Here is a 13,420-nt window from a genome sequence, read left to right as displayed (position 1 = left end):
CCAAATAACCGTGGACGAGGAATATGCTTTTTTAGCCGGGAGCGGCGAACATCATGAATTGATTAAACAAACCGACTGGTCAGCGACCAGTTTGGGCGAGCCAAATTTATGGCCGGACAGCTTAAGGTCAGCGATCAGCATTGTACTCAACTCCGGCTTTCCGATCGCAATATATTGGGGTACGGATTTCAGTCTGATTTACAATGAACCCTGGAGCTCGATCCCCGGACAAAAACATCCCTGGGCATTGGGTAAACCAGGTGCGCAAGTCTGGACAGAAATATGGGGGGGCCTAAAAGAGGAATTTGACTCGGTTTTATACCAAGGGGCATCTTACCGTCGCCCTGACGCTCCACTTTATATGCATCGGTTTGGTTACACGGAAGAATGTTATTTTGATTACACGCTTTCTCCCATCAAAGCAATAGATGGTAGTATTGGCGGTGTCTTTAATGCCGTGATAGAAACCAGCTTCCGAGTAATCAATGATCGCCGCAATCAGCTACTTGTCGCACTGATGAATAGGAAAAACGAGGCACACCGATTGACCGAAGCGGTGCAGATCATCAAAGAGGTTTTGCAAACGGCCCAGGCAGATCTCCCGTGCTTCGCAATTTATGGCATTCGAAAGAACGATCACGCAGCAATCCTGGCCTCCGCTGGCTGGGATGTCGATCGCTTAGAACCTGTTTCCGACGGTCACGTTCACGATATTCATTTGATATATCCCGATGACATCAATCATTTCTGGCCTGAACCCCTGGTAGAAGCTTATGCCGCACCAATTGCCCACGGGGATGCCGAAATGCAGGGGCAGTTCGTGTGCGGGATTTCTGCGCGCAAACGACTTGATAAGGATTATTCTTTTTTCATCGAAAGCGCAGCCTTGCACATCGGAACGATCCTGAATAACTCGCTGGCTTACGAACTTAGTAAGGAATTTCAAAATCAGCAAACGCTGAACCAAGAACTGGCTGCGGCAAATGAGGAACTCACCGCCACCAATGAAGAATTAAATTCCACTCAGGAAAATCTTTACCAGCTAAATGCTGAGCTGGAGGAACGTGTTAATAAGCGCACCTCAGAACTGCGTTTGGAGCGCGACAAATTACGACGCTTTTTTATGAATGCGCCCGCCGGTATTTGTATTTTGTCCGGCCCGCAACTCATTTTCGAACTGGTCAATGGCCCATACCAGGAATTTTTGCCGGAAAGGGAATTACTCGGGCGTCCAATATTTGAGGCCTTGCCGGAAATTGAATATCAGCCAATCGGTGACATCATCCGTAATGTTTATAACAGTGGAGAAACCTATCAGGGAAATGAACTTTTAGTACCGCTGACCAATCCTTCCGGCGATCTGGTAGACAGGTTTTTTAATTTTACCTATCAACCCCGTACTGACCCATCAGGCGCGACGGATGGTATTATGGTGTTCGTTTACGACGTTACTGAACTCGTTCGCGCACGCAAGCATTCTGAGAAGGTTGAATCCGATCTCCGGGACTTGGTGATGAATTCCCACTATCCGCTAATGATACTGCGCGGCCCCGAATATATAGTGGAGATCGCCAATCGCCCTTTGGCAGATTTCTGGTATAAAGAGCTCGAAGAAATTACCGGACAAAAACTCATGGATATTTTACCGGAATTGATCGACCAGCCTTTTCCTGCCCTACTGGCGGATGTTTATAAAACCGGAGAACCTTACGGGCAGGAAGAGGAAATATTTTATGTGGAAAGTGAAACAGGACGACTGACAAAATATATCAGTTTTTATTATGACCCGATCAAAAGCCCTGACGGGCATGTAAATGGTATCATCGTTACGGCTTCCGACATTACCGAAATGGTGAAATCGCGTCATTTGCTTCAGGAGAGCTACAGTGAACAACAATCCCTGACCGAAGAGGTGGCGGCCACTAACGAGGAACTGGTAACGACCAATGAGGAACTCAGCGAAACACAGCGTTTGTTAGAGCAGACGATTACCGGATTAAAGCAAAGCGAGGAAAGGTTTCGGTTTTTGCTGAATGCTATACCTCAGCAGGTTTGGACTGCCCAACCGGATGGGACGCTCAATTATGTTAATGATGTTGTTCGTGATGATTTTGGTGATGATTCCAATGAAACCATTGTGGGTAACGGTTGGCGGAATTACGTTCATCCGGATGATCTGCAAGGAGCCCTGGAAAAATGGGCCCGCTCGCTTCATAATGGCCGTGAATACCTGACCGAATTCCGTTTGCTTTTCGCTGACGGGAATTACTACTGGCATTTGTCACGTGCGCTGCCCCTGATCGAAGAAGACCGGATCGTATTGTGGGTGGGTACCAATACCAATATTCACCAGCAAAAGACCAACGAGTTCAAGAAGGATGAGTTTATCAGTATTGCCAGTCATGAGTTGAAAACGCCCTTGACTACCATCAAGGCATTTTTTCAATTGACGCAGCGGGAGATCAATCAGCAACCGCGCATCCAGCCGCTGATCGGCAAAGCGCAACGGCAACTGGACCGGCTTGGCCGACTTATCGATGACCTGCTTGATGTATCCCGCATCAATGCCGGGAAAATGATCTATCATAAGGAAGAATTTAACTTTAAGCTCATGTTGCGCGAGGTTGTTGAAAGTATGCAGCATACGACTAATACCCATCAGATTATGCTGGCCACGGATTGTCAGGTTACATACAACGGCGATCAGCACCGCATTGAGCAGGTGATGGTCAACCTGATCGGTAATGCGCTCAAATATTCGCCGGACGCAGATCAGGTTATCGTACGTTGCGCGCAGGAAAACCAAAACCTCATCGTTTCTGTAGAGGATTTCGGGATAGGTATCCCTGAAGAACACCTCAAAGGCCTGTTTGACCGGTTCTACCGTGTCGATAATTCATCCGCAAGATATCAAGGCCTTGGCCTGGGTTTATTCATCGCGGCGGAGATCGTGAAGCGCCATGGCGGCAGTTTTTGGATCGAAAGCATCCCTGATAAGGGTTCAACTTTTTTCTTTTTACTGCCGTTAAGCGGGCAGCAACAGTTTTCAGACCTCTCGACAGATCAGCAAAGCTACTATGAAGGTAGTTTTATCTCCATCCGCTACCAGCCCGACGGCCACTTTATGGATGTGGACTGGAAAGGCTACCAGAACTATGACTCCGTGGTAAAAGGCTGCGAGACCATGCTCGATCTGATGAAAAAAAATCACTGCTCGCTGGTATTAAATAATAACAGTTCTGTCAAAGGTAACTGGTCTGAAGCGTCGGACTGGGGTGCAGAAGTTTGGTTCCCGGCGATGGCAAAAGCCGGCCTGAAGAAATTCGCCTGGATTTATTCACCCAGTACTTTTAGTCGGATTGCGGCAGGAAAGAGCCTGCCTTCCGAATATGACACCGTAAAAGTCGCTTTTTTTGATGATAAGGAAACGGCTGTGCAATGGCTGTTAACCCGATAGGCATTCTTTGAAAAAGTGTATCAAAAAAAGGATGTTTTAAAGCCATGTGTATATTTCATTGGCTGGTATGGACAGCCTTTTACCTGGAAGGTGTTTTGGAATAATTATTGCCTCCAGCATGCAGGAAAATAAAGAATTACAAGTAAAACTACATAGCTTATTTATACATTGGACAGTTTACATAATGGGGAATTCAGTTTTTCAAACAACACCTCAAAACAAGATTTTGAATTATTGACAAAGGCGCTGGATGCTTCCCTGTCCGGCATCATAATCACCGATAACAGGCAGCCCGACAATCCTATAATCTATTGCAATAAGGCCTTCGAAGATATCTCCGGTTACCAGCGTTCTGAGATCATCGGCCATAATTGCCGTTTTCTGCAAAAGGACGACCGTAATCAAACAGCCCGGCATATTTTGCGTGACGCTATTGATAACGGTACCAATGCCGTAGTAGACATCCGAAATTATAAAAAGGACGGGGCGCTTTTTTGGAATGAGTTAAATATGTCACCAATCAAAGACGCGGACGATCGGGTTACTTACTTCATCGGCGTTCAGAATGACGTCACGCGCCGCAAAAAAGCCGAAGATGAGGTTAAGTTTAACCAGGCGAAAATGGAACAGCGAATCCGGGAACGCACCAGAGACCTCCGCGAAAATGAAGAATACCTGGCAAGTATTGTGCAGACCGTTCGTGAAAGCCTGATCGTGCTTTCGCCAGATCTGAAAGTTTTGAGCGTCAACGATCATTTCATTAATACATTTAAAGTCACCCGTGAGGAAACAGAAGGCAAAAAGCTTTACGACCTGGGTAACGGGCAATGGAATATACCAGAGCTGCGAAAGTTGTTAGAGCAGATCCTGCCCACCAATAACCCGGTAACGGATTTTGAGGTCGCGCATGACTTTCCACATATTGGCAAAAAGCTCATGCTGCTTAATGCGCACCGCATCGAACTGGAAGGTCAGTTCAAGGACCGTATTTTGATCGCCATTGAAGACATTACCGACCGGCGCGCCATCGAGCAACGCAAAGATGATTTCCTGTCCATTGCCAGCCATGAGCTTAAAACCCCGTTGACAACCATTAAGGGCTATGTGCAAATCATTAACCGCCTCATTAAAAACTATGATGATGAAAAACTTCGGGAATCGGTGGGTAAAACCAGTTTATATGTGGATCGCCTTAACAATCTGATCGGGGAACTGCTGGATGTTTCGCGCATCCAGTCCGGCATGATCGAGTTGCATAAAGCGCCGTTTGATTTTGACCATATGATTCAAGAAACCGTGGGAAGCATCCAACAGGGCAGCCGGAATCATGAGATCGTATTAACCGGTCAGACAGGTGTCCAGTTTAACGGTGATGAATCTCATATCACCCAGGTGGTCACTAACCTGCTGAGCAATGCCATCAAGTATTCGCCGGATCATAAAGAAATTGGGGTACATCTCTCCGTGCTCAGCGGCTTTATCAAAGTTGCGGTGACCGACCATGGCGTTGGCATTGCCAAGGATGAACAGGCTAAAGTATTTGACCGCTTTTATCGCGTGAGAGACGTGCAGCAAAAATTTCCAGGGATGGGTATCGGGCTATATATCTGTGCTTCGATTGTCAACAACCACAATGGTACGCTATGGGTAGAAAGTGAGCCTGGCAAAGGATCGACTTTTAGCTTTACTTTACCGCTGACTTCCAATCATACTAATAAAAATGGAGGTGATGATGCCCGCTAAGATATTGATTTGTGATGACGATGAGGGGATATTGGACCTTGTTGAATTAGTGTTAAAAGAAGAAGGTTATGAAGTGATTCCTGAGATCAACAGTCTCAACGTCGCCAACCTGGTCGGCAGCGAGCATCCTGACCTGGTGGTACTCGACTTATGGATGCCGGTTTTGTCCGGTGACCAGGTCCTGAGGAATCTAAGAAACGATCCTACTACAAAAAATCTACCGGTTGTGGTTATCTCTGCCAGCGGGGATGGCAAGACAATCGCTATGAATGCAGGGGCTAATGATTTTATACCTAAGCCATTTGATCTCGATCAGTTACTTGGACGGGTGAAAGCGTTACTGGAAGCGGCTTGACGAGGTCTGCCAACGATGTATTGCAACAGGTTAGCTCGAAATGCGCAACATTCATAAAAGCATCTTGTTGAGCGGCCCAACAACAATTAACGCTTAGGGTAAAGCAGTCAGCGGTTAAATTTGGGGCGGGTATCACTACTCCTATATTTTGAAAGGCGCGGGAAAATTTTTCATCCATTTTTTGAAAAGCTGTTTTGCACGGTCATGAATAGACCGGATATTATTTAACAATACTTGCGTAGTGGGACCATTGGCATTGTTCTCAGGCTAATACAGATTTCGCGGCAATGTTATGATTACGTGTTATTTCGGTACTGATGAAGTGCATATCAAATTCTATTTTCAGAAAAACTGACATTTTCAGACTGTAAATTTTTCATAAAACTGAATTTTTTTCAGTAAAAAGTCTCGTCAGACTTCATGGCACAGCGCTTGATTATTTCGAAGTAGTTTAATTAACATTATAAGTTTCAAATCATTAATTTACTAAGGAGGAAAGACCTATGACTTTGGTTAAATTTAATCCTGCAAAAAAAAATGGTTCATTAATGCCAGGCTTTAATGACGTATTCGATTCCATTTTCAACGACACGTTCTTTAATGACCGACTGACCAGCCGCGTACCTGCAGCTAACATTAGTGAAACTGAAGACCACTATCATGTAGAGCTTGCTGCGCCCGGTCTGAAGAAGGAAGAGTTCAAATTGAACCTTGACCGTAATGTACTAAACGTTGCTGTGGAACAAGGAAACGAAAACAATGACGGCGCGAAGAATTATAGCAAGCGTGAATACAGCTACAATTCCTGGGTTCGCTCGTTTACCCTGCCCGAAAGTGCAAATGCGGAAAGCATCGAAGCGACCTATACTGACGGCGTGCTGAAGATCGATATCGCCAAGCGCGAGGAAGCAAAAATCGTTCGTCGCCAGATCGAGATCAAATAACCAGTATACGGATACTAATAATACGGCCCCTGTTTGGGGCCTTACTTATTGGCCATGGAACCACCATTTTATTTATAATTATATTGTTCCGAAAAAATGACGATGATCTGGCCTGGTAGCTGGGAATGGTTGCCTATATCATAACACCACCCAGCATATGTTTTGGGTGCTCAGCTTATTGTCAGAATTGCTTAGTTATTGATAAAATGTTAATTAATTTTGTATAGTTATACTAAACCGATGTAATTATGGAAAAACTAGTAATATTCAGAATGTTCTTATGTTTTCCTCTCGCAGGCGTATTGGTACCTGACGCCATGGTTGTATTATCAGGAACTTCCCATAATATCCCGACTGTCCACCTGGCTGTCGAATTGGCACTGATCATATTGATATCGCTTTGCAGTGCCGTGATATACTATAAAAAAAGAAATCGGAATTCACCTGGAAATGAAACCTCATTTTCCTGAAAAAGCCCACAAAGATAGTGGGAGCAAATATGGTAACTTGTGTAACGCGCATGTACCTGTAATTTGAAAGGCGGCACAGGATGTGCCCCTCATTTCAAATTTACAACCTTCGTTGTTGTAACGCAAAAATATAATTGTATTCGTGTGGATGCGTTCAGAAAAGGCCCTAAAAATCAGCTTTACAATATTCATTATTTAAATGCTCATGAAAAAGGAGGCATTTTGGTTACTTTGAAAACACTAAAGCCGTTATTCATGATATAAGGGTTACTTTTCATTTTTTTAATTACAGAATTAATAACATTCGGTTCAAGCCACACATGGATGTGCATCGCTTTATCAAGTTTTGCTTGATAGGCAGTTCCATATCAAACGTCCACCCTTATAAATAAGACATTTAACATGAAGTATGGCCAATATCAAACTCAATTGATCTATTTAATCTCCAGTTTAAATATGCCTTCCGTATCAATTTACAGCGGTTATCAGCGAAATCGGGCTTTTCGAAAGCTCCTGAGTTTTTAGCATCCTCACTTCTTCGAACAGGTTGATGACCTTTTTCTGCAGATTGACGACCTCAATTTCCCGCGATTTCAACTTTTTGTTAAGCGCTTCCAGTGTGGAACTATGGAAACCGTAAGCCGGATCATCATACGCCAGCAATTGAATGACCGAAAGATCGAAGACCGCAGCGATTGTCTTCAGTCTGGACAAATTGATATCTGTGACGCCCGTTTCAATTTTTGAAAATGCAGCTATTGAGATGTTCAGACGGTTCGCCACATCTTCCTGACTCCAGTTGCGTTGTCGTCTCAGTTTACGAATGTTTTCTCCAAGTGTTCTCAAGTGTGATTATAAAATTGCTGGACACTAATTTAATCCAAATTATTTTAATTGCCTTATAATAATTTTAACCAATAAGTTACAGCCCGGTTGATGCGCTGTTTACGTTACCTGCTAAAGATCAGGTTCACGATAAAAGCCGAGCAGATCAGGCCAACGAAATATTGCACGAGCAATATCAACACAAACCTTTTTCCGAAATTCAAAGCCTTGAACTCAAAACTAATTTTAAAGAACAAGAAGCTGGTATAGGTTAAACAATACCAGTAGGTCAAAGCCTTCCGCTTGTTGCGGGATGTATTTTCAGGAATGTTGGAGGGGTTTAGATTTTCAATATTGAGTACGCTGAGCAATTGTCCATAATGGTAGAAGTTATAGATGCTGAAACCGAAGATGATCAATAATGACCAATAAAGTACTTTGGTTTTTTCATATCCGTACCCCCACCAGGTTCGTTGAATGGTATCCCAAAGATGAGCGGGCCTCATTTTTTCTGCGATTACCCATGCGTTAAATGCAAATGTTTTCGAGATATGTTTTCGAATGAAAGTGAACGCAGCGCTGTTCGAGTCCAGTGGATGGCGTGTTGCGTTCACATGCCGGTATTCCATGTCCAGTTCCTCATAACTGGAATTGTAGCCATTGTCCTTAACCGATTTCAGGAGTGACTGGTAGGTTCTGCTAACCTGGTCATCGGTTGTGCCGGGAGGAAAATAAAGCCGGTAATTATGATACTCCACGTTCAGGTTTGCAATCCGGTTATCCAAAAGGTTAAGGTAGCAGATTCTCGCAGCGCCCGTATCGGCACGAAAGCCCCGCAGGTCAAGCGAAGCGGCCCTAAATTTGGAAAGATCGAGCGTATCCGGTAAAATGTTATTCTCAAATTCCAGTTTGCCGTCGGCCATTATCTCGCACGCTGAAAAGTCTAGTTTCCCATGAAATTCACAATCCTTGATCGTGACAGTACTCCCTATCTGCTGGAAACCGATGGTCTTATTTCTTTGAAGTCTTTCCTGTGCTACACGCTTCAGGTTGGCGAATTTATCCAGGTTGTTGAAATGAAGACCTGCGCCAAAAAAATTACCTTCGAAGGATACTTTAGTGCTTAATGTATCCCTTGTCAGAAAGTTTACGGGTTTTCTGAAGGTGCAATAAAGCAATTCGAAGGGACTTTTAAAGTTGTTGTTCAGAAAGTCACAACGTCCGTTAAAGATGGATTGGTATAATAATATGGAATTGTAGGATTTCATAGTCATGCTTTCCGCCTGGCGGGCTGTCAAGCCTTTATCAAACCTGGAATACAGAAATCCTGCGTCAGAACGGAAGTAAAGACCGGACATTGTCGTTCGGAATGTATCCGATGAAAAAGAAACCGGGCGGTTGAAAACAAACAGGGTAGCCTGCCTGATATCACCCTCTCCCCGATTTTTCATTGTCGGGGTAACCGACGTATCCCTGAATTTTGAAATTTCACCGACCACCTTCCCCCAAATTTCCGCAGCGCTGTCCCGAACGGGAATATTACGGAGCGCTGTACGAATGGCCGAGTCATCGACAGAACCTGGAACTGAAATGCCCGTAGTTTTATTCCGCCAGTCGACGAACAGCAGGCTGATCATGACGGCCGAAACACATAAGACCAAAGTCCAGTTTTTGAAAGATTTATTGGCGGGCATTTATAAAAGGTAAAGGTGACGATTGGCAGTCTGTTATTTTGCCTGGCACTGCTTGTTATAATTTTGACATTAACCGCGGACCTGGCTTCCCTGGCAGAAAGATCGGCATTCGTATTGAATTTGGCAAACCGTACCACGGAAGAAAACTATCTTATACAAAGTTTCCTGCAATTTCGGTTAAGGAGACGTTGCTATTGACAATGCTAATTCTTAAATTGAACAGGTCACCAGGGAAAGCCTGTTCAATTTGCAAAAAAGCCACGCTTACCTAAAAGCATGGCCAAGTGAATTGTTATTTAATACCCCTATTAAAATAACAATATAAATACGTTGAAAGCAATCATAAGGTTTTAATTTTTTTATAAAAAAAAAGCCCGGCTGAGCGGGCTTCGATAGATATAGGGCCGTATGAGGGGTATTAAAGCGCTGCAAATTTTCCGATATAAAGTTAGTTTATTAAGTTTGTATTATTTATAAGATCGTGATGAAATTTTCATTATTTATCGCCATAAAATTAGCAAAATGGAAATTCTATTCCATTATTGGCTAGTGACGTGAAAATCACTCGTAATAGCTTCGGAGGCCCGAAACAGCAAATCAAGTACTATGGAGCGCGCCGTATTTTAGCTGCCCGGTTTTCCTGTTCAAAATACGGCGCGTTTCCCTGGGGCGGGCAGAGCCCGCCCACCGGGAAATTTAAGAACATTTGCGTTAACGTCGTGCGGGTTGATACACCCATATATCGGTGGCCACGCCGGATAGATGCTGTTCGATCATGACTTTGACCTTCAGCCAGTCCAGCCCGCCGTTCCCGCATCCCAAGGCAGGCATGGCCAGGCTTTTCACCTTATTTTCCTTGAGGTAAGCTACAAGCGTATGCAATCCGCTTTCGATATACTCATACCTGGAGGGAAATTTCCAATGCTGTTTGGTCGGGAAATTGATAATCAGCCGTTCGCCGAGGATCAGTTCGCTATCCCTGACTGCCAGTATCTGCCCTGTGCGGAAACTCCCGTTCAGGCAGGCAACATTATAAACCTCAAAATTATGTGGAAAGGCCCGTTTGAATTGCAGTGCGATACCCTTGCCCATCACGCCAGCTGTATTGACGGTATTGACCAGTGCTTCCGCACTTGAATCTAACAAATTTCCGGTGGTGTAGCGCAGCATAGGCAAATGATGATGATTGATTATTGCTCGTATTTTGAGTCGTAAATATAGGGTATGCGCACTAATCTGCTGTCGTTGGCAGGTCATTCCATGCTTTTAACTGCTATACCTGTCTTCCCCATAATTTGAAAATAAAACGGTGTTTCGACGGGTTGTCCATCCGGTAACGCCGGGAATAGTTTGCCTGCATGATGGCCGGTTTAAGACCGGTTACGATGATCTTATTAACTGCGGGATCGGTTATTCCCATGTTGTTCAATCTTTAATGGTTGTGAAATAAAGTCTTTCAGGTTCAGGAAGCAGCCCCGGTTAAACAGGATGCCCTCCCGGAAAAGCTGCCACAACAGCGATGCGCCGTAATTGGCCAGTGTGGAGTTGATGAACAAATCCTGTTTGGTCAGCGCCTCGGCAAGGGAACAGCTTGGCGTTTCGTCGGCTTCTTCCGAGAACAGCAATAAGTCCCTGTACTCTTCGGTTACGAGGGGGAGGCTATCGACGGTTTCGTATTGTTTGGACGCGGGCTGCGTGATCTTGTCCAATGTGGACAGGATAACCTGTCCGCTTGTCCGGCTGTTCCCGAAATCCATCCAGTATTTCGGGCGGTTCCGCCCGTGATAATTGTGTACAGTTTCCGTTAAAATTTTTGCAATGATGAATCTTGCTTCCACCTTGTCCACGCAGCTGATGGTAAGGGTGGCGGATGCCGCAGTGTTCCGGTCAGGCATGTTGTGGTCGTACCGCATCGTTTCTGCTTTCCAGTTCGACCCAAAAAAGCGGTTGATGCGATTGATGAGGGCTACCGCTTTGAACTGTCCGAGTTCTGCGGTCGTGAACAACTGCCTTCCGAGGTTGGCAGTTTCCACTTTGTCGTCATCGAACAGCCTGACCATTAAGCCCGGATGCCCTAAATTGATCAATGACAGGTTCATCCTTGCGAGGGCGGTCAGCACCTGTCCTCCCGTACCGCCTGCGCCGATCAGGTTGACCGTGATGGGGTTGTACGGCCGTAATATTTCGTTTCCCACGATATGTACGGGTGGTTTTTTGAGTTTGGTCGTTTTCATCAGAGCAGGGATTTAAGGGCGTATGGTGTTTTGAGCAGTTCCTGCTGCGGGAAATCTTTTCCGGCGCCGGACAGTTTGCGCCACAGGTCGGTCGTATTGGATTTGGTGCTGTTGTTACCGCTGATGGAATGGCTGAAATAACTGTTGAAAAAGTAACTTTCCCAAGCATCCATAAAATCTTCCAAGGATGTTGTTTGGTTAATATGGATGCTGACCGTACCCATACAAACCGCCCCGTTATGATAAATATTGAGATAAGGGGCATGGTAAAGGAGGGTGTCCAAATTGGGTTTGGTCTTTCCCCTGACGGCAAAAACTGAAAGCTTTTCGGCATTGGCTTTCCATACCATGCCGGGGATTCCGCATTTTCCTGACCGGATATCGAGGCTCTCAACAAAATACAGATCAACATGCGTGGGGGGCGTGTACCAAATGGCGTTTCCATTGGTTTGCTGATTGACGTACAAAAGATTAGCGGGTAAAAGTCCTTTACTTTTGAGGTAGCCATCCTTCAAATCCTGCGAGGTCTTTAAAATTTCAGATAAGCCTGTCATTTCTTTGATCGTCAGCGGATGGGCGTTAACGGGCTGCCCATTCCTGCCGATGTCGTAGCTTTCGACATAAATCTGCGTTTCTCTCGGCGTGTTCCCGAACTGGCTGATATTCGCTTCCCGGTCGTGCCTGTACAACAGCAGGACTTTAAAGGGTTGGAAGCTGGTATTAAATTGTTCCGTTATATTCTTCATGATCGTAGTCGTCTAAAAGGTTTCGCAGGCGCTCCATTAAAGGGAAAAACCTGTTCTCAAAATCAAAGTCGTTGTTTTCTTTTGGTGGCATCCGGTCAAAGAATTTCACTAAAACGGGTTCATCCATGACGGGCATTTCCTGAAAAGTGCAGTTGATGAGTTCATCCAGTTCATCGGCAAAGCAATCTGTCCCGCTCCAATAAAAGCCTGTATATTCAGTTGGCTTGATGCGCTCGTCCTCATAGGGGTAAAGCAGGTCGGGGTGTATACTTTCTGCCAGTGAACGACCGGGGTAATCCCGGTGTAACTTCAGGAAATCCAAGCCGATTAATTCCCATTCCAGTTCGTGCTGATCCCGGTGACGGTAGGCGGTCACGACTTTTTCCATCTGTACCAATTGCTGCGGATTTTGAATAAGGCGCAGGATATGGATACCCGCCTGCCTTAACTCGTACATGGTATTTTCCCGGTGTTCGCGCCAGGCTCTATCTTCTTCGTCGTCCAAACCCTCGTCCTCTGCTTCGTTCAGCCAGTTTTCGAGGCAGTCATACTGGCTGTCCATGAATGTACCATGCTCCGCATAAAATGGAAGCCCAACAATCTGGTACAGGTAGGCGAAAATGACGGTGAGCAATCCGGCTATCCGCTCGTGCTGCGCAGATTGCGACCACCGCCAAAAGGGGCGAACCGGGAGATAGAAAAAACAGCCTTTCAGATCGAACGTACTGACTACCGCTAAAACGGCCTGCCTGCTCTCATCCGCCATGATCATACAATGGTCATTTGGGTTGGCATTATTGATCTGTCCTGCGATTTCTTTCCATGAACCATAAATATTCTGCGGAAAGGGCAGGGCGGACATATCCGGTATGTGGAGGCCATAATAAGCGGAAAGGTTAAGGAGGGAGTTATTAAACTCCCGCTCCATGACTTCCCTGTTACCGTTGAACGC

Annotated in this window: 11 protein-coding genes; 4 read left to right on the top strand and 7 right to left on the bottom strand. The window is 45.3% G+C overall.

Annotated features, from left to right (window positions below; all coding sequences use genetic code 11):
* Positions 1–10 precede the first annotated feature (10 nt).
* The 4 genes from DEO27_RS21350 to DEO27_RS21335 all read left to right on the top strand — a co-directional run bounded on the left by DEO27_RS21350 (position 11) and on the right by DEO27_RS21335 (position 6,499).
* Positions 11–3,457, top strand: a complete 3,447-nt coding sequence (locus DEO27_RS21350; protein ID WP_112575345.1) for a PAS domain-containing protein — start codon at positions 11–13, stop codon at positions 3,455–3,457.
* 168 nt (positions 3,458–3,625) lie between these two features.
* Positions 3,626–5,200 (top strand): PAS domain-containing protein, encoded by a 1,575-nt coding sequence (locus DEO27_RS21345; protein ID WP_112575347.1) that lies wholly within the window; start codon positions 3,626–3,628, stop codon positions 5,198–5,200.
* A complete protein-coding gene (locus DEO27_RS21340; protein ID WP_223818012.1) occupies positions 5,187–5,555 on the top strand; it encodes a response regulator transcription factor in 369 nt (122 codons plus the stop codon). The genes DEO27_RS21345 and DEO27_RS21340 overlap by 14 nt, the downstream gene beginning before the upstream one ends.
* Positions 5,556–6,058: 503 nt before the next feature.
* On the top strand, positions 6,059–6,499 hold the full coding sequence (locus DEO27_RS21335; protein WP_091221099.1) for an Hsp20/alpha crystallin family protein: 441 nt from the start codon (positions 6,059–6,061) through the stop codon (positions 6,497–6,499).
* Between the two features lie 938 nt (positions 6,500–7,437).
* Here the strand turns inward: DEO27_RS21335 and DEO27_RS21330 are convergent.
* The 7 genes from DEO27_RS21330 to DEO27_RS21305 all read right to left on the bottom strand — a co-directional run bounded on the left by DEO27_RS21330 (position 7,438) and on the right by DEO27_RS21305 (position 13,396).
* Complete coding sequence (locus DEO27_RS21330) at positions 7,438–7,815, bottom strand: helix-turn-helix domain-containing protein (protein ID WP_112575349.1); 378 nt, start codon at positions 7,813–7,815, stop codon at positions 7,438–7,440.
* A gap of 104 nt (positions 7,816–7,919) precedes the next feature.
* Positions 7,920–9,488 carry a hypothetical protein gene (locus DEO27_RS21325; protein WP_112575350.1) on the bottom strand — a complete coding sequence of 523 codons (1,569 nt, stop codon included), beginning with the start codon at positions 9,486–9,488 and terminating at the stop codon, positions 7,920–7,922.
* Between the two features lie 711 nt (positions 9,489–10,199).
* The gene (locus DEO27_RS21320) at positions 10,200–10,658 is read right to left on the bottom strand and encodes a macro domain-containing protein (RefSeq protein WP_190295176.1); all 459 of its coding nucleotides are present in this window, start codon (positions 10,656–10,658) and stop codon (positions 10,200–10,202) included.
* Between the two features lie 103 nt (positions 10,659–10,761).
* The gene (locus DEO27_RS31540) at positions 10,762–10,908 is read right to left on the bottom strand and encodes a hypothetical protein (protein WP_190295174.1); all 147 of its coding nucleotides are present in this window, start codon (positions 10,906–10,908) and stop codon (positions 10,762–10,764) included.
* Positions 10,883–11,722 carry a PRTRC system ThiF family protein gene (locus DEO27_RS21315; RefSeq protein ID WP_112575351.1) on the bottom strand — a complete coding sequence of 280 codons (840 nt, stop codon included), beginning with the start codon at positions 11,720–11,722 and terminating at the stop codon, positions 10,883–10,885. Before DEO27_RS21315 ends, DEO27_RS31540 begins: the two co-directional genes overlap by 26 nt.
* Positions 11,722–12,468 (bottom strand): PRTRC system protein B, encoded by a 747-nt coding sequence (locus DEO27_RS21310; protein WP_112575352.1) that lies wholly within the window; start codon positions 12,466–12,468, stop codon positions 11,722–11,724. Before DEO27_RS21310 ends, DEO27_RS21315 begins: the two co-directional genes overlap by 1 nt.
* Positions 12,443–13,396: a hypothetical protein gene (locus DEO27_RS21305; protein ID WP_112575353.1), complete on the bottom strand. Its 954-nt coding sequence runs from the start codon at positions 13,394–13,396 to the stop codon at positions 12,443–12,445. The genes DEO27_RS21310 and DEO27_RS21305 overlap by 26 nt, the downstream gene beginning before the upstream one ends.
* Positions 13,397–13,420 lie beyond the last annotated feature (24 nt).

The organism is Mucilaginibacter rubeus (genome assembly GCF_003286415.2).
Lineage (GTDB): Bacteria > Bacteroidota > Bacteroidia > Sphingobacteriales > Sphingobacteriaceae > Mucilaginibacter > Mucilaginibacter rubeus_A.
This window is presented reverse-complemented; position numbering and strand designations above follow the sequence as displayed.